The organism is Acinetobacter sp. ANC 5600 (assembly GCF_002018395.1).
GTDB classification, from domain to species: Bacteria; Pseudomonadota; Gammaproteobacteria; order Pseudomonadales; family Moraxellaceae; genus Acinetobacter; species Acinetobacter amyesii.
Genome location: NZ_MVKW01000004.1, coordinates 107,659 through 130,689, shown reverse-complemented (window position 1 = coordinate 130,689; position 23,031 = coordinate 107,659). Strand labels below are relative to the sequence as shown.

Below are 23,031 nucleotides of genomic sequence, written 5' to 3'. Positions count from 1 at the left end.
CTAAAAGGTAATTTAATGCAAGAAATATTATCTATAAATTATCTCTTCCAATCTTTTTAACTAAACCCTCATACATAAAGTATCCACTTAAAAAGAGTCTATTAATTAGCATAAATAATTGATAAGTTTTTATATAATTTAATAACTTAGTGTAAAATAGACTGTAAAATATTAAATAGAAGAGGGTGGTGTGAAAAATTCAGATTTAATTCTTGTTGCAGATGAAAAAAAGTTACTCGAGTTAGCAAAAGGTTCTAAAATTAAATTTGATAAAGAGTTAATTATAGATATTTCATTAACAATTTTAATGCTTGGTTCAAAGGCCAATCCTGTAACTGCCGTAGCAAGTAGCTTAATAGGTTTGACTGGGCTGGGTGCAAAAGCAACTAGATTCTTCACTAAAGGCAAAGAAAAAAATCCAGTCTATGTAAGAGATCAAGTATTAACAAAAATCAAAGAGGAATTAAATCTATCCTCTGAAATACATTGTATTGATCCTAAACATGCAAATATTATTAAGTTGGATATTGGCGATAAACCTACAAACGGTAGCTTTTACATAAAACATCCACTTCTTGATGATATCTACATAAGACCTTGTGATTATGAGTCAACTTTGGCACGTGAAAAAGAAGTAGCTTTCAGGAAACTTGCCAGTTGTTTAGGTGCTAAGAAGATCACACTGAAAGATGCCAAATTCTATGACAGTAAAGGCAAGTTGAGTGCTAATGCTAAGTTACCTGATGCAGTATGCACAAACATAGGTATTAGCGCTAAATTCACTAAAGAGGGTGAGCTCATACGTGAAGTATATAGTGAATTTGGTACTCCGCGTAAAGAACCATATATACCAGCTGAACTGAAATTGTGGACTGAAATTGACCCCGATTTACGTACAATGGCACATGATCGCTTAGAGGGACATTTGCTAAAACACCAAGTTAGTTTGAGATTTAAAGAAGACATTACAGGTGGTGGACGCGTAGCAGCAGAAATTGCAAAGAAGGGCCTAGATATAGGTGGCTCAATTTCTAAAAATGTCAGTTCAGTTTGGATTTTTGAAGTGGAATATTATCCAATTGTTGAAGCTGTTTAAGGGCATATAACGAAAAAACCCACCACACGAGGTGGGTTAGATGAAGCTATGCTAAGCTCTCACTACCCCTAATAAAAAAATGAGTATTTAGATGTTCAAATTCTACTCTTTAATCATGATTGGCTGTGCAACAGTGATGACGTGTCATGCGAATGCTGACCAATCAACTTTTGATGAAAATGTGCAAGTTAGATGGTATGAGGCTGTTAAGCATTATGATGATGTTATGAAAAGAGCAAGTATAGCCAAACAAGAATACGACAATTGCCAGAAAAAAATAAATTGTGATGCAGTTAAAGCAAGATCATCTGATGCGTATTATGCAAAAGTTATCGCTGATGCCAAAGCAAGACTAGACGCTGCAGAACGCGATCTTTATCCTAAGATAGAAAAAACTGATGCCGGAAATGGCCAGCAGACGTTAACTTCTAAACCTTAGTTACATTGAATATTATATTTCGATTTGTATGAGTCGAAAGCATTCATTAGATCTTTAGAATGGTCTGTTTCATGAGTTCCCTCAAGCTTGATCATTAAAGGTTTGTATTCTTGTTCATATGCAGTAGGGAAGTCACTACAAATAATTTGCTTACGAAGCTCATTATCTGTTGCGGGACCCACCAATTGAGCTTGATACCACATAAACTTTGAATCAAGTTCTTTATACTCCAGTAGCAATTGTTCACGCTCAGGATCTGGCTGCTCAGGCTCATAGCAGCCAAAAATTCCAAAAGTGATTAAACATAAAAATGAGATGGTTTCCATAGGTTCAAATTCTTCTAAGTTGTGGTCAGTCTAGTAGGGCACGTGATAAAAGAAAACCCACACGAGGTAGGTTTTATGGATGGATCTTATTGTCTACTGTGAATTATGACAAATTCTTCATTCATTGAGGAAACAGCTTCATTTCTTACTTTTGAGGTTAATCTTGGTGTTCTTTTTATTGGGATATCTCTACTCAGAGTGTTGACCAATATAAATCCATTGGACTCTAAATATCTTGAAGTAATTTCTGTCAAATTAATATTTATTCTATCAACTGTTCTATTACCTAATGTCATAACAATATATTTATCTGTTACACGACATATGTCATCTAAAGAAATGAAATAGTCAGCGAAAAAATTAATTACTTTGGTCTGCTTTTCCTTTGAAATTTCATTTAGATATGGTTCTAACAGAGTTTCTCCAAAATGCGTTAAGGTATTTTTACGCTGACCACCTAAACTCATTCGATCTATTTTAGAATAGTTATCTAATTCCCAGCCTTCAAGTTTTAAGTCTTTAGAATCAATCCAAAATAAAGCCAATGATGAGAATTGTCCGTAGGGTACGGTTGTCTGATTATCGCCATATGGTGGGGACGTAATAGTTAAGTCCATACTTCGATCGGCTAGCTTGCGGGACATTTTTAATATATCCCCCTTTAAAAGGGTTACATTTGGTGCTTTTAGAGTAAATTTTTGATAGTTATTTTCAACTTGTTTTTGGAAGTCTCGAATCACATTATTGTGTAGCCTATTGATATCAACCATGTCTTTAATGTGAAGTTTGTAAGTGGATGATCTACTGTTACTATATTTTCTAATAGTATTAGCAAATACTATCCAGAAGAAGGCGCGATTCCGCTTACTTGAAATTTGAGTGATTGCCCATCTAATTTTTTTCAAAGAGGCTATGATGTCAGCCCTGAACCACTTACTAATATTATCAAACTCAAAATTATATTCGGGCGTTTTTTCAATTAAGAAAAAAAGTGATTGAATATCATCTTCAATTTTTTGAGTTACACCTTTTAGTTTACTGTAGGTAATCAAATGTGCTAGGGGATTAATATCACAGCCTATAATATTACAATTTAGATCAAGTTTTGCTGCCTCGAATAAGGCTGTTCCTGACCCGTGATAAGGGTCATAAACTGAGCTAATATCATTGTCCCTAAAGAGACTAGCCATAATTTTATGTTGAACAGGGGCAATCATCGTAGCTGGATATAAGCTGACTCCATGGATATCATTTTTTCTATAGCTACTAAAAGAAATGTCACTCACTTTTCAATCAACCCCTTAACTTTACAGTGCGCATCAACAAGCTGAGCGTAATATCCAGCGTATTTAGCAATGTCTTTAATTGTTTCAGCACCTAAATGATTTGACCCTGTATGAGAGCCAAGATTTGATATTGAAACTTTGTCTGCAAAAAGTCCAGGTTTAAATGTATTTTTATTAATTTTAAACCTAGCATCTAAAAGCTGTGAAACTTTTGTAAAGTGCTTGGGTTCAGGGGAGTTTATTATTCTACCAACTATTCGCTCTACTTGAGTTTCAAGAGCGTCTGAATTGAGTTCATCTTTAGTTAGTTGTTGATATCTATACGTTGTTAAATCAAATATTAAGCGCAATGACGCTGAAATACACATATCAAATTCATTATAATTGCTATATAACTCATTGATCTGTAATATTAATCTATCAACCCCACCTAGTTTAATTTTATATTCTTTATAGCCTAAAGGCTCAATCAAGATTTGTTTGACATCATCTGGATCAAAAGAGAAATTTTTCTTTTGAAACTTTAGAGTGAGAGTATCATAACAAATAAATTCATCTCCATTATGATCTTTCTGGTTTGCATCCACGAAGAAAAATTTTATTTTAAGTATTTTAGATTGATCAGTTGAAGGTATGAGTGTTGATGTTAATATTTTACCATCAATACTCATTTTTAACTGATGGATATCTAAGTTATTGCCTTTACAATCTTTTGCTTCATCAAAGAAGTTTTTTAGATCAATGAATCCAGATTGATCAGTAAACCTAATAATCTTCTCATTTTCATATAATTTTATGAATGGAATGAAAGTATCTTGAGCAGATTCCCCTACATCGGGTTGAGTGGTTATGTCAGTCTCATCAGGTTGAGTAGTCGTATCTGTCTCATCGGGTTGAGTGGTTATGTCAGTCTCATCAGGTTGAGTAGTCGTATCTGTCTCATCGGGTTGAGTGGTTATGTCAGTCTCATCAGGTTGAGTAGTCGTATCTGTCTCATCGGGTTGAGTGGTTATGTCAGTCTCATCAGGTTGAGTAGTCGTATCTGTCTCAGCATCTTCACTTATGAATGAAGCCAAGTTCTTCTCTAAATATTTCCCTTTTTCTTGTAAAAAGATATTTATCTTTCTTAGATCCTCTTTTAAATCTTCATTGAATGAGTTGAAAATTAAATCAGTTCGTTCATTATTAAATTGAAGATTTGGATGTGTACAGGTTATATCAATAAAACCTACAATTTGTGAAAGAGATTTACTACTTTTAATCTTTCGAGTAATAGATGGGTCAAAAATATTATCATTATTAAATAATGCACCATTAATATAAATTAATGGTGTCAGATCTTTTCTTGAATTTAAGAATAATGAATTTATAAATTTTTTTTCACCTGATTTAAAAATAAATGCATAAATAGTAAAGCTTATTGTATAAGACTTATTTTTAAGTTCATAATTAAAATCATTAATTGGTTTTTTTTGGTTTTTGTAGAAGTAATAAATTTTATTGTTATTGCTGGAGAAAGTTATTTTAAACAAATTTCTCTTGAAGATTTCATTTTCTAAGTCTTCATTCTTAATTGTTTTAATTGGAAAGTTGCTTTCAATTGTTCCATCATGTTTTATTAAGTTGAAATCTATTATTAAAGAGTCATCTAGGAAAAAATTTACTAATCTCTTTGTGTTGATCTGTTCTTTTAAATGCTTATAAGTAAAAAGAATTTCAGTGTCATCACTGTCAAATTTTATAGTAATAGTAGTCCCTCTATTTTTTCTTTTTCCTGTTTCTAGCTTATATGTAGCACTACTAATATTTGATAATTTTATAACCTGTCCTTTATCAACGGTTAAACTAAATGAATCGCTATTTTCAGACTTAGTATCCCAATTAACAATGTTTCCAAATTTAAATGCACTAAATAGCCCTAACCCTTTTGAGCCTTGAGTAAAGCGCTCGATTTTTTTCCCATTTACATCAAATTCAAATTTCTGAGCATATTTTTTACTACTTTTTGCGATATGTAATATGGAATTCATGTTTTCTTTAGTTATGCCAATACCATTGTCATCAATGATTAGTAAGCTATTTTTCAAATCTAACGTGATTTTTATATATGTAGCTTGGGCATCATAACTATTCTTAATAAGCTCACCAAGTGCAAAGATATGGTTAGTTACTTGCTTTGAAAGTTCATTTAGAATTTTACCATCTACTTGAAATTTAACTGCATGATTATCTTGTTTATCATCAGCATATAATGACAATTGACTCATTATTCCCCCTATTTTTTAAATAACTAAAACTTAAAAATCATACATCCCGATACAACCCAACAACCTTACCAACCAACTTACAACCATCCTCTAAAGCAATAGTTTTCTCTGGCCAGTCAGGATTCAAAGGCTGCAAATACATATTTCCACTTTCAACAATAAGCTTCTTAAACGTCGCTTCACTATCGCCTTGGCAGGAAACAATAACTAAATCACCTGTTTTTAAATCTGTTATTTGAAAGTCAGGATTTACATAAATCTTATCGCCAGGCCTAAAGTCGGGGAGCATAGACTCACCAACTACTTCCAAACCATAGCCATTCTTTCCGCATTTAGGGTTCGGCGGTAACCATTCTTCAAACTGAGTACCTGCGGGTACGGAATCCACCGTAGTCCATGCACCGGCTTGTACCCATGAAATTACTGGTACTAATTTCCCAATTAAAGGGATTGGATCTGACACATTCTTTTCAATATTTTGTGTGCCTTCTTGGGGGATATCTAACCAACCATGTGGCTTACCAAAAGCATCCTCGATTTCTCGAGCAACTTTATTACCAATACCTTTGATTGGATTTGTGCCTGCAAATTGGCTTGTTTGAGATTGTCCTTTCCCAATTTTGTCAGCAAAACTGGATACACCACCAACTTGATCAACAAGTAAGCGAGTGTTTTGGTATCTAATTGATTTGCTGTCCATAAATTTCCTGAAATTGTTGTGACACGTCACATTTGTTAATTGTAGTTTCATCACCAAAAAGGTAAACAAGAAAAAAGGTTGTATTTACATTACCTAAAAGGTAATATTTGGATTGATACGAGAGGATCAATCTATGAATTTCCGCGACTTTATTCTTAAGAAAAGCCCAGAAGATTTAGAAAAATATGCAAAAGATGCAGGAACAACAGTTGGTTATATAAAGTCACATTTGCTGTATGGATATAAAGAACCCCGTAAAACGCTGCGTAAAGCATTGTCTACAGCTAGTAATGGAGAGGTTTCTGAAATGGAAGTACTTCAGCATTTTGGGTTATATCCTAATCAAATCGCTAATAACCAAAATGGTAATAACCCAGCCCTCCAATAACCACGTTCAAAGGACACCGATATGAACATATTGGATGCTGCTTACAACACAGTTCACGACTACCAAGGTGGAGCGAATGCATTAGCGACACGAATGGGCATTAAAAGCCCTGCGGTATTGAACAGCAAAGTGAATCCCAATACGGAAACACACCACATCACCTTGCTTGAGGCTTCAAAACTTATGGAGCTGACAGGGGATTACCGAATTCTGCAAAGACTGAATGCTCAACACGGAAAAGTGGCCATCAATTTGCCATGCATACCCGAATGTCGAGATACAGCGCTCACTGACTTAGTGCTGAGCATTGGAATGGGCGGTGGGGATATATGTGCGCAGTTCAAAGAAATGATGGCAGACGGTCGGATCACTCGTGGTGAAGCGATAGATATGTCAAAGGTCATTCACATGCTGCACGAAATTTTGGCAGAGCTAGAAATGCAAATAAACAAATGCGTCGAGCAATAAAAAAGCCTGATCTCGAACATCAGGCTTTCAATTCAATTTATGAGGGAAATCACAAATGAATATGAAACCAAATATACCACAAAACAATGACATGGCAAACGAAGGGTTTCTTAATGGCGACGTCGTGGTCTTCACTGACCCAATCAAACCAGGCCATCTAATGACCGTACATAAAGTCCAAGGTGATGGCGTATTGCTAGATGGAAATCACAACTTTGCACTGAGCCACTTAGTGCGTCATGCAAACGTAGCTGAATTAGGCGCTAAACGTCGCTTAACGGCTGTGGAAATGGCAATGGGGGAGGTGTCATGAACATAGATATTAGCGATGTATCAGACTTTATCTGGAAAGCAAGTCAATCTGAATTGAATCAAATAGCAGATGAGCTGGTTGATAACGGCTATGAGTTTGAATGTGCTGAATGTGAAACCCATGAGTGTGCAACGTACGATTCAACAGAAGACATAGAAGTAGCAAAACGCTTATTTCTGCAAAACCTTGCGAATCGTTTAGATCTGTTTGGTTTGAGTGACATGCTTTCAGAGCTTAAAGATGAATGCGATCAACTCGGTGTGAACCTTAAACTTGAGCGGAGTGCTGCCTAATGCACTACTACAAAAAGAATATTGGTGACTATCGCTCAGCTACAGCTCATTTAAGTTTGCTCGAACATGGTGTCTACAATTGGCTTTTAGATACGTATTACCTGAACGAAAAACCTTTACCGCTTAATGAGCGTGAGCTTTTTCGTATGGCGCTAGCACGTACTGAAGATGAAAAGAATGCAGTGCGCGACATTCTTATTGAGTTCTTTGTGGAAACCGAAAACGGTTGGGTTCATAACCGTTGTGAAAGCGAAGTAAAAGCGTATCACGCTAAAGCAGAAACCAATCGCAAGAATGGTGGGAATGGTGGCAGACCTAAAAAGCAAACCAAAGAAAACCCAAACGGTTTTCAAATAAATGATAAAGAAACCCAGTCGGTTAATTTTGGCATCCCACAAGAAACCTTAACCAAGAACCAAGAACCATTAACCATAAACCAAGAGAATACACACACAAACGCGCAAGCAGATTTTTCAGAAAGCGATCATTGGAAACCAGATCTTGAACAACTGGCGATTGCCTTGAGAACCACAAAATATTCTCAACGAGTTTCTGAAATCCTAGGCATGGAAGATTTTCAATTCCATCTTGGGAATTTTAATACTCACCATGAAAACAATCACCAGCTCACTGATAACCAAAAACTTCGGAAGTTTGCACAGTGGATATTTCAGGAATTTGAAAAACAACTGGCTAAGGCCGAGCGTGAAGCTAAAAAATCTACAGGTCGTATTCCTGAAAAACAAAACTCTCGCAATGTAAACGATGCATGGGGTGAAGTTCAGCAGTATGCACCTGCCAGTGACAATATTGAATTGGAGGATTTGGTATGAACGCATCAATCCTGAATACAAAAATCCAAATGAGCACGGAGTTCTGTGAAGCTCACAAGGTTCAAAAAGTTCGAGTGGGACAAACAGCAATTTGCAAGCAATGCGCTTCAGAGATTTTAAACAAAGCTCACAAGGATCACGAGGTTGAAGTAAATCGCATGGTTCGTGAAAAGCATTTTGAAGGGGCTAAGTTACCAGCTCGTCATGCGAATAGCGGCTTCAAAGATTACATCGTAAAAAATATTGGTCAGCAGAACGCCAAGCAACACTGCACAGCATTCACAAAGGACTTCAAGCAAGGCGTTAACCGTAATCTGATCATGGTTGGTCGTACAGGCACAGGCAAAACACATTTGGCATGCGCTGTAGCTCGAAACATCTTGGAGTCACGCAAATATGCTCGTTACATCACTTCTGAAGATATGGGAAATGAGATTGCGAATGCTTGGAAAAAAGCAGATGACAATGAATCAAACGCAATTCACCGATTCACTGAATATGACCTGTTAATTCTTGATGAATACGGCTTGCATGATCGTCATGAAAACCGGTTGCAGCTTGTACACAAAGTTTTGTATGCGCGTTATGACGCCGCTAAGCCAACCATGTTGATTTCAAACATGACGATGGCTGAGTTGCAAAAAGATTTGGGTGATCGTTTATGGTCTCGCTTTCAGCATGATGGCCTGGTGATTGTGGAATGTAATTGGGCAGATCAACGTGTTGGAGGTGGGGAGTGAAGGATCAACATGACAATAAAACCGTGGATTGGTGTCGCTCACAACATGCGGTAGCTCAAGGCGAAAAAATGATTGTGGTTTTAAGCCACATGTTATCCAAAAGTGGGAAATCAAGCGTTGCAGACGTGTTGGCCTTGGTGGGTGGCACTAAGCGAAGTGTGCAGCGTTACTTGGATCAATTAACCCAAGCGGGTTATGTGCAGCGCGATGATGCATCACCTGCGGGTTTTACGGCTACTAATAAAACAAAACAATTATTTGGGGTGGGTGGATGAAAGCACAGCAATTTATTGAAGACCATGGATTAGAGCAGGCACGCAATTTACTAGGGATGCTTAAAAATCTTGGCTGTCCTGATGATATGAAGTTCACAGTCATAAATGGGATGTGGCACAGATCAAGTGAGGGGTTTACGTACGATGATCTTAGTGCTGCCATCGCCGACCACGACCGCACTGACAACGTATCAGACATAAGAAATCATATAGCGCCTACTACGAGGGTGATTGAGCATGAGTGATTTTGATCAGGCTATTCAAGAACATATCCACCTTTATAAAGAAGGTATGCAGGATAAATACTATCAAGGCGCTAAGTGGGCATGGCAACACCAGCAAGCCATCATCGACGACCTGAAAGCCCAGCTCAATAACATGGAGACTTGTTATATCAAGGTGAAGAAGGAGTTTGATGATGCGGTTTATTTGAAAGATGAACATCGTAAGCGTCGATGTCAGTTAGCAAGGGAGCTTACTCAGAAATCATTGCGACTGACTCATGCTGAATTTGAATATAAGCGGATTAAAGGGCTTCAAGCAAAAGACTGTCTTCAAATTATGCGCTTAACAGCAAAAAATGAAAAATTGAGCGATGAATTAAAAGCCCTGCGAGGTGCCAATGACTAATCTTCGAATCACCGCAGCACAGGCACGAAAAGCCGGTATTGGGCCTCGATTTGGTGTAACAGCCAAGTCGGGGAAAAAGAAATCCAATCCAGATCCAATGCCAAAGGTTCCAGCTCATCTGGTCGAAGGAAAAGGATTCGGTGTGATGAATGATGAATTACTCTGGTGTGAAGTTTTAATCACACCTCCTTCAGTAAATCACTATTGGATTCGTGGGGCCAACAAGACCAATCGATTAAGTAAGCGTGCAATTCACTTTATTGATGTTATGAAGCGTTTTATTGAGCCGGAAGGGTATCGGGGCAGAGTTCGCGTAAAGATCGAATATGCGCCACCTGATGCGAAAATACGCGACATCGATAACATCGTGAAGCCTTGCTTTGATGCTTTATCGAAAGGTGGGTTGATTCTGGATGATTCTCAAGTGGATGAATTGCTCGTGAAGCGGTTGCCATCAGAAAAAGGCGGGAAGCTGATTATTCAAGTTGAAAAGTTAAGGGTTTGAGGGGGAATAGGGATGAATGCAGTAGCAGAAAAATTTGAACCGTTTGAGTGGTTGACCAAAGGTATTACAGCGAAGTCACTAAACTTTGAGCCACAGGCACATGGCACTGGGGAGAAGCCTTTGAATTATGAGGATCGCTTGGGTGCGATTGCGAGTATGGAAACACAGTTAGAAAAATCTGTAACGTCAGTAATTATTTTTGGCCTAAAGTCAGAAATTGATTATCGGTGTGTTCAATCTCATCTTGCTGCAATTATGCAAAGCAATGCGCTTACTGATGGGCGTAGAGAACCAGAGAAAATCAAAATTTCCGAATTGGCGGATATGATGGCGCGCATGGTAATTGATTTTTCATTAAACCCAGAATTGGAAGCGAATTTCACAAAGCAAGGTCGATTGTATTATGCGGGCATACGCTCATGGCAGATGACATTGAAAGCGTATGATTGCACTTGGAAGCAATACGAAAACTTGATGGTAATAGCGCTTGAGTCAGCTATTGATAGTGCCGCAAAAGCAATCGAGGCATACCGTAAAAAAACTTACAAAGAGTCGAAAAATTAATGCTAGGAAAATTTTCCTGACTAAGGTATAGTTTTACTATACTGGTCGTATTACGCAGTTTCTGACCATGATTGAATTAAGCTCACCAAACGGTGGGCTTTTTTAATGCTTAGAATTTATGACCTAAAACGACAATTAACCAAAATTAGACAATGAATAATAATTTCTTAATATTCTCTATACTTTCCGATCAAAGCCTTAGTGCTATATTGTTTTTGCGATAAGAAGAAGACGTAATACGAAGAAAGCAACTACAGCGCTGGCCCACTTATTTGACGAGTAAGTGGGCTTTTTGTTGCCTGTAAAAAGGTGACCCAAGCCTACTGGAGTGCTGACCAGTGGAACATGCCATCGAGTAAACTTCCTTCGGGAATCTAGACTAGGGAGTAGCGTCCCGACCTAAAGAGGATTGAAAGCAAGTAAAGCAGACCGTGCATGTTAGGTGTGTGTGATTGTGAGTAGCGTCTGGCCCCGCGAAGAGGGCTGTCTTACCAAGATTTTAATAAGTCTTGTATATAATATTATTATGTATATAATTCGGGCCAGATTCTATGGCTGTAGTTTCTATTAAGTTTCTGCCTCCTTTCCTTATAAAGGAGGTATTTTTTTGTCTGGAGAAAAGTATGCTCCAATTTTTAAAATGCTTATTCGGCTTCCATGGTGCGGTTGAAATTGACCACACGATCGATGGTGATGAGATAAAGGTTTGTCGTAGTTGTTTGAAGGAATTAAAGTGACTTAATTCAACTTAATCGTTAAAATCACTTAGTAATTAATAGTTTATTTTTAAAATGAGTTAGATCTCAAATAAAATACATACTATTTTACCGCTTATTGAAAACCTCCACATTTTGGATTATAAGTTTCGCCCACATCAACCCCAATGATGTGGGCATTTTTTTGATTAAAAATTTGCCGAACGTATTACGGCACATAAGGCCCTGCTCAATATGCATTATTGGCGGGGTTTTTCTTTTTTTTATTGGTGGTACCTATGACAGACAAAGTACAGGCAAAACACGACTTAGAATTTTGCAGTGCTGAGCTGTCGAAATATCAGAATCTTAGTAGATCGGGATTGACGCGAAATGAGATGCTGGCAATTGATGGAATCATGATTAAGCTGAAAGAGCGGATTAAGAATTTGCGTGAAGCAATTTATACTTAGTTTTACAAGAATACTTCAGAAAAATCTGCAAAGTAGATGTGATTGAATCATCAATTCATTGAAATTAACCAAAGAGCTAATTAGATTATTTTAATTGATTTTTTCATATAAATGATAAATTTAACTTACTAATTTTGAATAAATTATATATTATTTTATTTGTTTATTAAATTAATGGAGGAATCCATGATGTATAAGAAAATAATTATGAGCTCAATAGTAGCCATTTGTACATTAGGCTCAAGTGTATCGATCGCCAAGGATTATTTTACCCATGAGCAAACAGAAGCTTTAGCAAAATCAGCTGAAAGTGGTAGTGCGGAAGCACAGCACATAATTGGATTAAATTTTTACTATGGACTCCATGGATACGAAATAGATTATTTTAAAGCTAAAGAATTGTTTCTGAAGGCAGCTGATCAAAAACACGCCAAGGCATATAATATGTTGGGTCTTATTTATGCAAACGGTAATGGCGTACCAGCAAATCCAGAATTTTCCACTCTAATGTACAGAAAAAGTGCAGAACTAGGGGATATATCTGGGATGTTAATATTGGGCAGTGCGTATAGAAATGGTTTTGGTGTAGAGAAAAATTTAAGTAAAGCATTTGAGTTGATCAATTCTGCAGCACAACATAAGAATGAAAGTGCAATTAAGATATTGGCTTACATGTATTATCATGGCGAAGGAGTTATTGTGGATAAAAACAAAGCATATGAACTCCATGAATTAGCCAAAAAGATAAATGAAAATAAAAACTGAAATCTGGATATCTATAACAACCAAAGTTGTAGAGCTTCTGCATGCAGGTATTGGATTTTTAAGTCATAAAATCTTTAAAAAATAAATTTAGTATATTAAAATCAACGGTCTATTTTTATGATATATGACTATTATGAAGAATAATTTAATTATACCTATATTCGTATTTACTGTTTTTTCTTTTGCTGGATGTAGTAAAGATCCATTAGATGTTCCATTAGATATGTCCAGCTTAAACGCTGTATCTGAGTCTTCTTCAGAACAATTAAAGTTGATGGACGAGGACGAGAAGAAAGTCTCATATTGGGCCGTAAAAACACTTGGATTAGATAGTCTTCAGTCTTTAAGTGGTTTTAAAGAACAATATGGGGATAAAGTAACCTATAGAATCATTGTTAAAAAAGCCGTTGAAACTAGAGAGCAGATAGTTTCTGATGAATTACAAAGATTAAAAGAGTTAAAGCCATTGTGGGATGCCACTTATAATGATCTCTTAAAAATTAAGGCGAGTAATATACAACTAGGCTCTAGTTCAGAATTTATGACGAGAGGACATCCTTTGATTTCTTTTGATGTCCATAACGGCAGTAAAGAAGATATTTCTTTAATCGTATGGCGATTAGAACTTTTCCTTAATGGGGAGAAGGAGCCTTATACCACTTATAATGCTGTTGACTCTTATAGTTATGGTGAGAAAAATAATGGCTTATTGAAAGGCGAGACTGTTCGCAGAGAGGTTACTGTAGATACATTTTTCAACCGACAAAATGCGGATAAATGGGTTGATCTTAATGCTAGAAAAGCAAGTTCTAAGTTGGTGAAGGTTACAGTTATTCCCACAAGAGTTGAAGATTTTCATAAGCAAGAGTTTATTACTGGTGATATAGATGGAGCTCTTGCTGAGTTTGAAGCTGAAAATAAAATTATTGAATTAGCTAAAAAATATACGTAATTTAAGAAATCGCTAAAGTTATCGCATTACCACTAATAAATTTAACCTCCTGCGGGAGGTTTTTTAATGGGTGAAATATGGAACCTAACGCATATAAAACCCTAACCAAAAAGATTCCTCATAAAAAGAAACCACGTACCAGGCCATTACCTAAAGCCAGTGAAAAATACTTAGAAGCATTCAGCCGTCTAAAAGAAATATTAGACCGGATGGAAATGAAGTATGAGGAGTACTTTCATTTCAAAAGTACGAAACATTGGCGCTTTGATTTACACCTCATTGAACATCGTATGTTAATTGAAATCGCAACAGGTCCATGGTCTGGCGGTCGTAAAGGTAAACTTGCAACGAAGGCTTGGAGTATGGATCGTTATGACCATGCAGAAGAAATGGGGTATCGATTTCACAGGTTTGAATTAGCAGATATCAATATGGGGCGTGCAACGGCCTGGTTAAAAGCTTTAAAAAATGATGAATTATTATAAGTTAGATATTTCAAAGCTTATTGTTTCAGGATGTTTGATTACTTTAACTTTCTCATAATATCCGTTAGTTTGGGATTTCAACCTTAACAATTATGAGAAGAAAGTCATGAATAAAAATTTTGAATTACATGTTTTAAGCCAGATTTATGATTTTCTAATAGAGCGAACTGAACATTCACATCAAGGTTTGCATAACAAGGTTCTTGAGTTTTTTAAAGAACTGAATTTAGGTAATGAAGATGATTTTGCAATCGTTGATCCTAAAAAGATTGCGGGTAAATTTGGTGCAGTCAATTTCATTCACTTAATTAATGTCCCAAACTTTGATGATAAAGATAGATTTTTAAAGTGGGCATACACGCAGTTGAATCGATAGTTAATATCAATATGATTTAAAGATATATTTTAAATGCATATTTAATTAAATAGCCCTATAATCCGCTGGCTCATATCAGCGCAAATGAATTGGGTGAAGCCTCACATGAATATGTGGGGCTTTTTTATGCTGATACCTTATATTTAATGCAGAATAAGTAATTTGAACTGTTTTGCATTTCGGCATAATTTATTGAATTAAACAACGATTTTACTCTTGATAGGTTACTTTTAAAATCCAATTTTCAACACACGAATAACATATGTATCAGGATGTTTTAGATTGATTGTTTAATATTGGTGTAGCTTGATTATTAATCAAATTAAACAAGCGTATTCATCATTAATATTTAAAACATCTAAGGATAAGTAATGACAAATTTAACTACTGGCACCGTCAAATGGTTCAACGAAGCTAAAGGCTATGGGTTCATTCTTAGTGATGCAGGAGAGGATCTTTTTGCACATTATAGTGAGGTCAAAATTGACGGTTTTAAGGTTTTACTTGAAGGCCAAAGAGTAGAGTTTGAAATCACGAATGGAAAAAAGGGAAAGCAAGCTAGTAATATCAACATTATTTAAATCTAATTTCTCTTAAAATGACCCGTCATTAATTGACGGGTTTTTGTCATTAATTGCCATTAAGTTTTAATATTGAAATGCTTAATTTAGGTGAAAATGACATCATAAGAGCAATAAAAAATGACCTTTACTAGAATGCAATTATTGATTGGTGGCTTAATTATAAGTGTCTTTATTTCCACAATATGGATCTACCACGAAAAGAAAAAACAACGTCGTGAAGAGATTCAAAAAATCATCATCGAAGCTAGAGCAGGATTAAGTCACGCTCAATAACAGGAGCTAAACTTATGGATCCCTTTAGACCATTCCCACCGACTGAACTTATGGATCAGGCTGAAGAAGAAGACGCTATACGTCTTGCACCAGCGCATGAATTACTGGCCTGGGTGAAAGATAATTACCTAACTATGGGTGGCCAACTACATAACCCAGACCATGATCATATCGCTGAGCTGATTCACGACAATGAAGAGTTTTTGGCATTTGCGTGGGCATCTTCAGCGGCTATGGCCAAAAAGCGCATGGTACTCGGTCAATGTGAAAAAGTGATGTTTAACCAAGGTGGATGGAAGAAAGCTCGTCAAGAACAACAAATGCGAGATTGGTTCGGCTTTGTGCCTCAGTACTTAATTACGATTGATGCTGCATTTTGTGAGCAAACCTCTGATCGTGAATTCTGCCGGCTGATTGAGCATGAGCTTTATCACATTGGTGTAGAGCGCGATGAAGATGGTGAGATCATTTATAGCGATATGACAGGTTTACCTAAGCACTTTTTGGCTGGCCATGATGTGGAAGTGTTCTTTGGTGAAATACGTCAGCACGGAATTGATAGCTCAGTACAACGATTATTGGATATTGCTAAAAATGCTCCATTTGTATCGGAGACAAACATTGCAGCGTGTTGTGGGAACTGTGTGATTAACTGAGCCGAAAGGCTCTTTTTTTTTCCTATCTTGCTATACGTAGCTATACAAAGAGGTGTTTATGGCAGCACTAAAAGAGCCTGTAAAAATGTTTATTGTTCAGTCTCTTGCATGCTTTGAAACCCCTCAACAAGTAGTAGAAGCTGTAAAGCAAGATTATAAGATTGAAATTACCCGTCAACAGGTTGCACTTTATGACCCAACTAAAGTGGCTGGACGTAATCTAAGTAAAAAACTCAAGGATCTATTCAAGCGAACTCGCGAAGATTATCGAAAAAATATCGAAGACATCGCTATTGCGAATAAGGCCTTTCGACTCATGGAGCTTCAAAAGATGTATGAAGACTCAGGTCGAAATAAACGGGCTAAACAAAACCTACTAAAACAAGCATTCCAAGAAACTGATGGTCGTATCACGAAGCAAGAGATTACAGGCAAAGGTGGCAATCCGATTGAAACTGAGCATAAACATGCATTACCGGCATATACGCCTGAGCAACTAGCAGGAATGAGCGCTCAGGAGCTTTCACGTTTAGCAATTAATGGCAAATTATGAGTTATTCGATTGAGGAAATAGCACCGCTCATTAAAGAGTGGACGATACACACTCGTTTACCTGAAGTAATAGCTGAAATGACCAGACGCTATTACTACCGAGCTTTAATCGAACAGAATGAATTAAGTCGCCAGGCCGAAATATACAAATGCAGTCAAGATCCGATTCATTGGTTTAATCATTGGGTCTGGACATACGATCCGCGCGGTATGCCATTTGGCTTACCTGCCAACATCCCATTTGTGTTGCGGCCTGGTCAGGTTGATTTGGTTCATTGGTTATTAGAGCGTGAAAGCACGCAAACCCATGGACTGATTGAAAAGTCGCGTGATGAGGGTATGAGTTACGTTTTACTTGGTTTCTATTTACACCGTTGGCTTTATGTTGATGGCTTTGCCGGTGGTGTGGGAAGCCGTAAAGAGGATCTAGTCGATAAGAAAGGCGATCCAAAGACGTTATTACACAAATTCCGAGATATGTTCTCAAAACTCCCTGACTGGATGAAGCCTGAAGGTTTTGTGGCGAAAGTCCACGATAACTACCTTCGAATCATTAATCCTGATAATGGCTCAACAGTTACGGGTGAAGCTGGTGACAACATTGGTCGTGGTGGACGTACCACAATGTACTTTCTAGATGAATGGGCATTCGTAGAGCGTCAGGAAGCAGTAGATGCTGCGATATCTCAAAACACTAATGTACATATCAAAGGGTCTACTCCCAATGGTATTGGTGATCGCTTTTATCAGGATCGTTTCAGTGGTCGATATGCTGTATTCACCATGCCATGGCGCTTGAATCCAGATAAGAATTGGCAGGTTAAGCTGAGAGGCAAGTTGATCTACCCATGGTACGAAAAGCAAGTTGCCACCTTAGATGATGTGGTACTGGCTCAGGAAGTAGATATTAACTATGCGGCATCGGTCGAAGGCGTCTTGATCCCATCAGCTTGGGTTCAATCTGCTATTGATGCTCATAAGAAACTCAATATACGTCCTTCAGGTGATCGAATTGGTGGCTTAGACGTTGCAGATGAGGGTAAGGATAAAAACTCATTTGCAGGACGTCATGGTGTTGTTTTGAATTATTTAGACACATGGTCTGGTAAGGGGGATGACATTTTTGGAACAACTCAGAAGGCCATCGATATCTGTTTGGATATGAATATCCGAGCATTTCTCTATGATGCCGATGGCCTGGGCGCAGGTGTCCGTGGTGATGCACGAGTCATTAATGAGCACAATGAGGATCAAGGTATTGCTGAAATTCAAACTGATCCATTTAGAGGTTCAGGTTCAGTTCATGAGCCTGATGAAGAAATGGTAGAAGCTCGTAAGAATATTGATTTCTTTGCCAACCTCAAAGCCCAAATGTGGTGGTCGCTTCGTATGCGTTTTCAAAATACATACAGGGCATTGAATGGCATGGAATACGATCCTGATGCAATCATTTCACTGAGCTCTGATGATTTGAATGAGTCAGAGCTGAAAGCGTTGACCGTGGAATTATCTCAGCCGACCTATACTAAAAATGGTGCAGGGAAGATATTAGTCAATAAACAACCTGCCGGTGCGGCTTCACCAAACAGAGCGGACAGCGTGATGATCTGCTTTAGTGATGTGCAAGAACAAGAGACTAAGCAACCCTATGTTGCTGGTAATCGAATATTTTAATTAGGTGCTGACATGGCAAAGTCTAAAAAGGACAAAGAATCTAAGAAGGCTTTGTCCAAGGGGAGTCTGTACTCTCAAGAAGCTGTTTTTAATTTCCTGACCAATTTCGGCCGTCAGCCTGATAACGATGAAGTACTACGTAAAGCTGGCATTTCTCGACACAAGCTACGAGTACTGTTAGATGACGATGAGATTGCCCAGGCCGTTGAAACGCGCATCGATGCATTGCTTTCAACACCATATCAGTTGGAACCTAGTGATTCTACTGCTTCTAAAACGTTAAAGCTCATACTGGACGAATGGTACTGTGAAATTGCTGCAGCATCTATGAATGCTTTGTTCTTTGGGTATGCAGTACAAGAAGCGGTCTACGAGCTTAAACCCGAGGGTTATATTGGTTTGCAGTGGATTGGTGAAAAGCCAATGCAGTGGTTTGAACCTAAGAATGACGGACGTTTGATTTTACGTAAGGAAGGAAATTCTCAAGAACTTGTCGTGGATCAGGTTTTTAAGTTTTTCCTTACACGTCGTAAAGCCACTTATGAGCAGCCATATGGTAAAGCCATGCTGGCAACCTTATATTGGCTTTCATTCTTTAAACAAAACGGCTTTAAGTTTTGGGCTAAGTTTCTTGAGCGCTTTGGTACACCGATCTTGGTGGGCAAGGTAGGCAGTAAGATCACAACCGAAGCAATGAGTCATGCACTTTTAGATGCACATGCTCAAAGTATTCTCTCGATCGACGCCAAAGACAGCGTTGAGGTGCTATCTGCTCAGGGTGCGAATGGTACCGCAGGATCTGCATTTGAGATGTTTAATAAAACATTGATACAGCAGATTCAAAAAGTTGTACTCGGTCAAACTCTTACCAGTGGTACTGATGGTAAAGGAAGTTATGGCTTGGGTAAGGTCCATGAAAATGTACGTCTTGATAAGCTCAAATCAGATATTCGTTTAGTGACTCCAACGGTTCAGGCTGTAGTAAATGCATTGTGTGTTCTGAATAATTGGGAACCGCACAAAATCAAGTTAGGCGAGAAAGAAAAAGTACTCAATGTTGAGCAGGCCACGCGCGATACACATTTAAAAAATGCAGGTGCAAATCTGTCAGATCAGTACTTCATTCGTGAATATGGTCTACAGGAAGGTGATTTAAAACCCGTTATAGATGCGCCTCAGCAGTTATTTTCAGCTATACCTAGACGTGCATTTAGCTTTAAAGCCCAGGCCAATAAACTTTCTGCTGAACAGCTAGAAGTTGAGGAATTAACCGATGGCCAGAAGGATCTGCAGCTTTTAAGTAATGAGCAGATTAAGCAGCTTGTTGTGGAATCTGATAGTCCTGAAGGCCTGGCATTCAATTTAATGCAGTTGATTCCGTCTGTATCTGAATCTCAGTTTAAAGCCAATTTAGATCAAGCTTTATATGCTGCGGATATATTGGGGTATGCGACAGCACAGGGTGGGAAGTGATGAATAAGAAATGTGATTCGTGTCGTCGTGGCTTTAATGGCCGAAATGGTAATGGTTACTCGCCATGTAGTTGCAAAAAAGCTATTTATGCTACCCCCATGACTGCGATCGAGCATGAGGATTTTAAAGCGGCTATGGAAAAGGATTTACGTGAAAATCCTCTTTACTCTAAAAGAAATAGTATTGAGGCTATTCCTGATTTTGTGCCGCCACCCCCTTTGATTGCTTTGGATGATTCTGAATTTAAAATTATTCACCCATGGTTCTATCATGCCGCCATTTACTTTGTATTGGGTTTAATAGCAGGGATTGTGGGGTGTTTATATGCAACCAGTCACATTCCTTGAAGCGCTTCAGTACGCGCATGAAAAAAAGATTGTGCTACCTGATGAGTTTTACTCAATGGATTTAAAGACTAGACAGATGGCGACAACAGTGAGCTTTCTATCGAGTCTTGAGCAAGTTGAGACAGTCATTAAGTCCTTGAATAAGACTTTGGCCAATGGTGGAACGTTTAACGATTTTCAGAAGCTCGTTGCTGAATCAGAGATCATTCTACCTAAGCATTATCTAGATACTGTATTTCGTACCAATATTCAAAGTGCTTATGGTCATGGGCGATGGCAGCAGCAGAATCGAAATAAAACCAAACGTCCTTACCTGATGTACTCAGCTATCGATGATAGCCGTGTTCGTCCTGCACATTTAGCATTGAATCGAATTGTATTGCCGATTGATCATCCATTTTGGCTGACTCATTACCCGCCCGTTGCGTTCCGCTGCCGGTGTAGCTGCATTGCTCTCACAGAGGCTCAGGCACTCAAATACGGCATTACACCGGATGATAAGTTGCCGGAGGTTGCTGAGGCATTGGACTGGTCATCGCATCCTTTGCAATTTGGGGAACTGGAAGCATTGGTTGATAAAAAGATCAATGTATCAGTGCTGGATAAGGAATACCTTCTCGAGCAGAAAGAAGTCATCAAGGCTGAATGGACTGCATCAAAAAAGCTTACGAGCCTATTTGCTCCTATGGATGATAAGACTCGGGACCTATTCGATACAGTGGCCAAAACCGTTATTCCATTAGATCCATCGATTCGACCAAGTGCTATTCGTACTTTCTTGGATTATGTGCAAGGCAATGACCAGGCCATTACAAACTATTTGAATAGCAAAGCTGTATCGAAAGCTGACCAAGTGCTTAAGCAATGGTTGGTTCAGGATATAGCAGCGATTCATGCTGTTGCTAAAAACACCGCTGAAGTTGTTACCGGCACAACCACACTGGCTTACGCAGCTTCACTTGAAGTGGGTAAGGTGGTGACTCTAGATGCGCCGATGCTTTTAGCAGGTCAGTCAAACATCATGCTTCAAATTGAGAATGCCAAAGGCCTGGGGATTGATCTTGATCAGTTGAATGCCGGTGAGGGGGTCTTATTGCCTTTAGGGATCTCTTTTGAGGTTGTTTCGATGGAGATGGTTGAAGGGGTGATGGTTTATACACTGAAGGTATTGATAAATTAAATTGAAATTAACTAGAGACCGTCCAAAAGGGCGGTTTTTTTATGGAGCATGAAAATGCCAATAGATGAAAAACAGGATCACTACTGTTTTCGGTTGGGGGATTTAAGTGTTGATCCAGCTGAAGATGGAAAAAAGAAGCGAACCTTTTCAGGGATTGCATATAGCGGTGAAGTTATTACAGATCACTGGTATTGGACACGCGTTATCTTTGATTTGGACAGCATGCAAATTAAAGGGCGAATCCCTGCATTACTTGAGCATAGCTCTCGACAACGCGCAGGAGCCATCAATAGCCATACGATTAGCCATCAAGATGGTTTAGTTGTGCAGGGTGATCTGATGAGTAATGAGTTTGGTGCTCAGGTTGCTCAGGATTCTGACGATGGCTTTCCATGGCAGATGTCAGTTCGAATTGAGCCAGCAAAAATTGAAGAGGTAGCCGCAGATCAGACGGTCATCGTGAATGGCAAAACTTTGCAAGGACCAATCACAGTATTCCGTGGAGGTCGTATCCGCGAAGTTTCATTTTGCGCTTTAGGTGCAGATGAAAACACCATGGCAGTAGCTGCAAGTCATAACCCACAAACGTTTAACCCAACCAAAGAGGACACAGACGTGACCGAACTTGAAAAAGAAAAAGCTGCTCGCGAAAAGGCAGAGCAAGACCGCGATGCTGCACAAGCCGAACTTAAAAAGTTCAAAGCTGATAAGCGTGAAGAAGACATTAAGTCGCTTGAAACAGCAATGAATAAGCAATTCAGTGCTGAAGAAAAGAAATCCTATACAGATATGGATGATGCTGCATTCGCATTTATGGCACAGCAGTTAAAGCAATTTTCTGCAGGTATTCAACAGCCAGCTGGTCAACAGCAACAAACGCAGCCAGCACCGGGTGTGAATCCAGCATTTGCACATTTATTCACTCATCAAGCGAATAGCAATCAAAGTGGGCAACAAGGCCAAAGCGATCAGCAAGGTACAGCCTTAGATCATGCGTTTAACCAATTTGCTGCAGCACAACAAGGAGCAAAAAATTAATGGGAACCATTACTCAAACAATCACGACTACACAGCTTGTAGTGGGTGATGGCGTTCGTACAGAAAACGCCAAAGTAAAAACGGCGACTGCATATAAACGCGGTGATTTGTTGAAGGTGGCTACAAACAACCTCGCAGATCACCCCGTAGTAACAGAAGGCGTGGTCGGTGATTGGAATGCCATTGCCAATACAGATATGACTGTAGAGCAGGCTACTTACCATGCAGCCAATGGTCTGGAAATGCCAATTTACGTTCAGGGTGCATTTGATATTGCTGTGGTAACTGTGAATGGTACGCCGTTAACGGAAGCCCAATATGACGCGGTACGTGCCCAGGCCTTAATCAACAAAATCGAACTTCGCAAAGTCGTGGGGAAATAATC

The 23,031-nt window shown here is 38.4% G+C and carries 32 protein-coding genes; 28 read left to right on the top strand and 4 right to left on the bottom strand.

Annotated elements, in window-relative coordinates; translation table 11 throughout:
- Nucleotides 1-190: 190 nt before the first annotated feature.
- Both B1201_RS10200 and B1201_RS10195 read left to right on the top strand, forming a co-directional pair.
- A complete protein-coding gene (locus B1201_RS10200; protein ID WP_078193440.1) occupies nucleotides 191-1,096 on the top strand; it encodes a hypothetical protein in 906 nt (301 codons plus the stop codon).
- A gap of 91 nt (nucleotides 1,097-1,187) precedes the next feature.
- Nucleotides 1,188-1,535: a hypothetical protein gene (locus B1201_RS10195; RefSeq protein WP_078193439.1), complete on the top strand. Its 348-nt coding sequence runs from the start codon at nucleotides 1,188-1,190 to the stop codon at nucleotides 1,533-1,535.
- Here the strand turns inward: B1201_RS10195 and B1201_RS10190 are convergent.
- The 4 genes from B1201_RS10190 to B1201_RS10175 all read right to left on the bottom strand — a co-directional run bounded on the left by B1201_RS10190 (nucleotide 1,532) and on the right by B1201_RS10175 (nucleotide 6,114).
- Nucleotides 1,532-1,861, bottom strand: a complete 330-nt coding sequence (locus B1201_RS10190; protein ID WP_078193438.1) for a hypothetical protein — start codon at nucleotides 1,859-1,861, stop codon at nucleotides 1,532-1,534. The two genes, B1201_RS10195 and B1201_RS10190, sit on opposite strands and share 4 nt — an antisense overlap.
- An 86-nt stretch (nucleotides 1,862-1,947) precedes the next feature.
- Nucleotides 1,948-3,147 carry a modification methylase gene (locus tag B1201_RS10185; protein WP_078193437.1) on the bottom strand — a complete coding sequence of 400 codons (1,200 nt, stop codon included), beginning with the start codon at nucleotides 3,145-3,147 and terminating at the stop codon, nucleotides 1,948-1,950.
- Nucleotides 3,144-5,414, bottom strand: a complete 2,271-nt coding sequence (locus B1201_RS10180; protein WP_078193436.1) for an ATP-binding protein — start codon at nucleotides 5,412-5,414, stop codon at nucleotides 3,144-3,146. Before B1201_RS10180 ends, B1201_RS10185 begins: the two co-directional genes overlap by 4 nt.
- A gap of 37 nt (nucleotides 5,415-5,451) precedes the next feature.
- Complete coding sequence (locus B1201_RS10175) at nucleotides 5,452-6,114, bottom strand: LexA family protein (protein ID WP_078193435.1); 663 nt, start codon at nucleotides 6,112-6,114, stop codon at nucleotides 5,452-5,454.
- Between the two features lie 133 nt (nucleotides 6,115-6,247).
- On the opposite strand from B1201_RS10175, the gene B1201_RS10170 reads away from it, so the two are divergent.
- From B1201_RS10170 to B1201_RS10050, 26 genes are all read left to right on the top strand, one after another.
- A complete protein-coding gene (locus tag B1201_RS10170) occupies nucleotides 6,248-6,502 on the top strand; it encodes a hypothetical protein (protein ID WP_078193434.1) in 255 nt (84 codons plus the stop codon).
- A gap of 21 nt (nucleotides 6,503-6,523) precedes the next feature.
- Nucleotides 6,524-6,970, top strand: coding sequence for a phage regulatory CII family protein (locus B1201_RS10165; RefSeq protein WP_078193433.1), 447 nt, complete (start codon nucleotides 6,524-6,526; stop codon nucleotides 6,968-6,970).
- Between the two features lie 55 nt (nucleotides 6,971-7,025).
- Nucleotides 7,026-7,283 (top strand): hypothetical protein, encoded by a 258-nt coding sequence (locus B1201_RS10160; protein ID WP_228144776.1) that lies wholly within the window; start codon nucleotides 7,026-7,028, stop codon nucleotides 7,281-7,283.
- Nucleotides 7,280-7,576, top strand: coding sequence for a hypothetical protein (locus B1201_RS10155; protein WP_078193432.1), 297 nt, complete (start codon nucleotides 7,280-7,282; stop codon nucleotides 7,574-7,576). The genes B1201_RS10160 and B1201_RS10155 overlap by 4 nt, the downstream gene beginning before the upstream one ends.
- Entirely contained in the window at nucleotides 7,576-8,409 is an 834-nt protein-coding gene (locus B1201_RS10150; protein ID WP_078193431.1) for a YdaU family protein, read from the top strand. The genes B1201_RS10155 and B1201_RS10150 overlap by 1 nt, the downstream gene beginning before the upstream one ends.
- On the top strand, nucleotides 8,406-9,149 hold the full coding sequence (locus B1201_RS10145) for an ATP-binding protein (RefSeq protein ID WP_078193430.1): 744 nt from the start codon (nucleotides 8,406-8,408) through the stop codon (nucleotides 9,147-9,149). The genes B1201_RS10150 and B1201_RS10145 overlap by 4 nt, the downstream gene beginning before the upstream one ends.
- The gene (locus tag B1201_RS10140; RefSeq protein ID WP_078193429.1) at nucleotides 9,146-9,424 is read left to right on the top strand and encodes a hypothetical protein; all 279 of its coding nucleotides are present in this window, start codon (nucleotides 9,146-9,148) and stop codon (nucleotides 9,422-9,424) included. Before B1201_RS10145 ends, B1201_RS10140 begins: the two co-directional genes overlap by 4 nt.
- The gene (locus tag B1201_RS10135; RefSeq protein ID WP_078193428.1) at nucleotides 9,421-9,669 is read left to right on the top strand and encodes a hypothetical protein; all 249 of its coding nucleotides are present in this window, start codon (nucleotides 9,421-9,423) and stop codon (nucleotides 9,667-9,669) included. Before B1201_RS10140 ends, B1201_RS10135 begins: the two co-directional genes overlap by 4 nt.
- Nucleotides 9,662-10,054: a hypothetical protein gene (locus B1201_RS10130; protein ID WP_078193427.1), complete on the top strand. Its 393-nt coding sequence runs from the start codon at nucleotides 9,662-9,664 to the stop codon at nucleotides 10,052-10,054. The genes B1201_RS10135 and B1201_RS10130 overlap by 8 nt, the downstream gene beginning before the upstream one ends.
- On the top strand, nucleotides 10,047-10,559 hold the full coding sequence (locus tag B1201_RS10125; protein ID WP_078193426.1) for a RusA family crossover junction endodeoxyribonuclease: 513 nt from the start codon (nucleotides 10,047-10,049) through the stop codon (nucleotides 10,557-10,559). The genes B1201_RS10130 and B1201_RS10125 overlap by 8 nt, the downstream gene beginning before the upstream one ends.
- A 12-nt stretch (nucleotides 10,560-10,571) precedes the next feature.
- Nucleotides 10,572-11,123 carry a hypothetical protein gene (locus B1201_RS10120; protein ID WP_078193425.1) on the top strand — a complete coding sequence of 184 codons (552 nt, stop codon included), beginning with the start codon at nucleotides 10,572-10,574 and terminating at the stop codon, nucleotides 11,121-11,123.
- Nucleotides 11,124-12,117: 994 nt separating this feature from the next.
- Nucleotides 12,118-12,291, top strand: coding sequence for a hypothetical protein (locus B1201_RS16985; protein ID WP_171263779.1), 174 nt, complete (start codon nucleotides 12,118-12,120; stop codon nucleotides 12,289-12,291).
- Between the two features lie 186 nt (nucleotides 12,292-12,477).
- Nucleotides 12,478-13,056 carry a tetratricopeptide repeat protein gene (locus B1201_RS10110; protein ID WP_171263778.1) on the top strand — a complete coding sequence of 193 codons (579 nt, stop codon included), beginning with the start codon at nucleotides 12,478-12,480 and terminating at the stop codon, nucleotides 13,054-13,056.
- A 133-nt stretch (nucleotides 13,057-13,189) separates the two neighbouring features.
- On the top strand, nucleotides 13,190-14,008 hold the full coding sequence (locus B1201_RS10105; RefSeq protein WP_078193422.1) for a hypothetical protein: 819 nt from the start codon (nucleotides 13,190-13,192) through the stop codon (nucleotides 14,006-14,008).
- A gap of 77 nt (nucleotides 14,009-14,085) precedes the next feature.
- Complete coding sequence (locus B1201_RS10100; RefSeq protein WP_078193421.1) at nucleotides 14,086-14,493, top strand: hypothetical protein; 408 nt, start codon at nucleotides 14,086-14,088, stop codon at nucleotides 14,491-14,493.
- Nucleotides 14,494-14,599: 106 nt separating this feature from the next.
- Nucleotides 14,600-14,869, top strand: a complete 270-nt coding sequence (locus B1201_RS10095) for a hypothetical protein (RefSeq protein ID WP_078193420.1) — start codon at nucleotides 14,600-14,602, stop codon at nucleotides 14,867-14,869.
- A gap of 371 nt (nucleotides 14,870-15,240) precedes the next feature.
- Nucleotides 15,241-15,450 (top strand): cold-shock protein, encoded by a 210-nt coding sequence (locus B1201_RS10090; protein ID WP_078193419.1) that lies wholly within the window; start codon nucleotides 15,241-15,243, stop codon nucleotides 15,448-15,450.
- A gap of 120 nt (nucleotides 15,451-15,570) precedes the next feature.
- Complete coding sequence (locus tag B1201_RS16980; protein WP_171262648.1) at nucleotides 15,571-15,726, top strand: hypothetical protein; 156 nt, start codon at nucleotides 15,571-15,573, stop codon at nucleotides 15,724-15,726.
- Between the two features lie 14 nt (nucleotides 15,727-15,740).
- Nucleotides 15,741-16,382: a putative metallopeptidase gene (locus tag B1201_RS10085; RefSeq protein WP_078193418.1), complete on the top strand. Its 642-nt coding sequence runs from the start codon at nucleotides 15,741-15,743 to the stop codon at nucleotides 16,380-16,382.
- A gap of 58 nt (nucleotides 16,383-16,440) precedes the next feature.
- The gene (locus tag B1201_RS10080) at nucleotides 16,441-16,935 is read left to right on the top strand and encodes a DUF2280 domain-containing protein (RefSeq protein WP_078193417.1); all 495 of its coding nucleotides are present in this window, start codon (nucleotides 16,441-16,443) and stop codon (nucleotides 16,933-16,935) included.
- Entirely contained in the window at nucleotides 16,932-18,608 is a 1,677-nt protein-coding gene (locus tag B1201_RS10075) for a terminase (protein ID WP_078193416.1), read from the top strand. The genes B1201_RS10080 and B1201_RS10075 overlap by 4 nt, the downstream gene beginning before the upstream one ends.
- A gap of 12 nt (nucleotides 18,609-18,620) precedes the next feature.
- The gene (locus B1201_RS10070) at nucleotides 18,621-20,081 is read left to right on the top strand and encodes a phage portal protein family protein (protein ID WP_078193415.1); all 1,461 of its coding nucleotides are present in this window, start codon (nucleotides 18,621-18,623) and stop codon (nucleotides 20,079-20,081) included.
- Nucleotides 20,081-20,428, top strand: coding sequence for a hypothetical protein (locus B1201_RS10065; protein WP_078193414.1), 348 nt, complete (start codon nucleotides 20,081-20,083; stop codon nucleotides 20,426-20,428). Before B1201_RS10070 ends, B1201_RS10065 begins: the two co-directional genes overlap by 1 nt.
- The gene (locus tag B1201_RS10060) at nucleotides 20,406-21,608 is read left to right on the top strand and encodes a phage minor head protein (RefSeq protein ID WP_078193413.1); all 1,203 of its coding nucleotides are present in this window, start codon (nucleotides 20,406-20,408) and stop codon (nucleotides 21,606-21,608) included. The genes B1201_RS10065 and B1201_RS10060 overlap by 23 nt, the downstream gene beginning before the upstream one ends.
- A 54-nt stretch (nucleotides 21,609-21,662) precedes the next feature.
- Entirely contained in the window at nucleotides 21,663-22,646 is a 984-nt protein-coding gene (locus B1201_RS10055) for a hypothetical protein (protein ID WP_078193412.1), read from the top strand.
- Nucleotides 22,646-23,029, top strand: a complete 384-nt coding sequence (locus B1201_RS10050; protein ID WP_078193411.1) for a hypothetical protein — start codon at nucleotides 22,646-22,648, stop codon at nucleotides 23,027-23,029. The genes B1201_RS10055 and B1201_RS10050 overlap by 1 nt, the downstream gene beginning before the upstream one ends.
- Nucleotides 23,030-23,031: the final 2 nt, after the last annotated feature.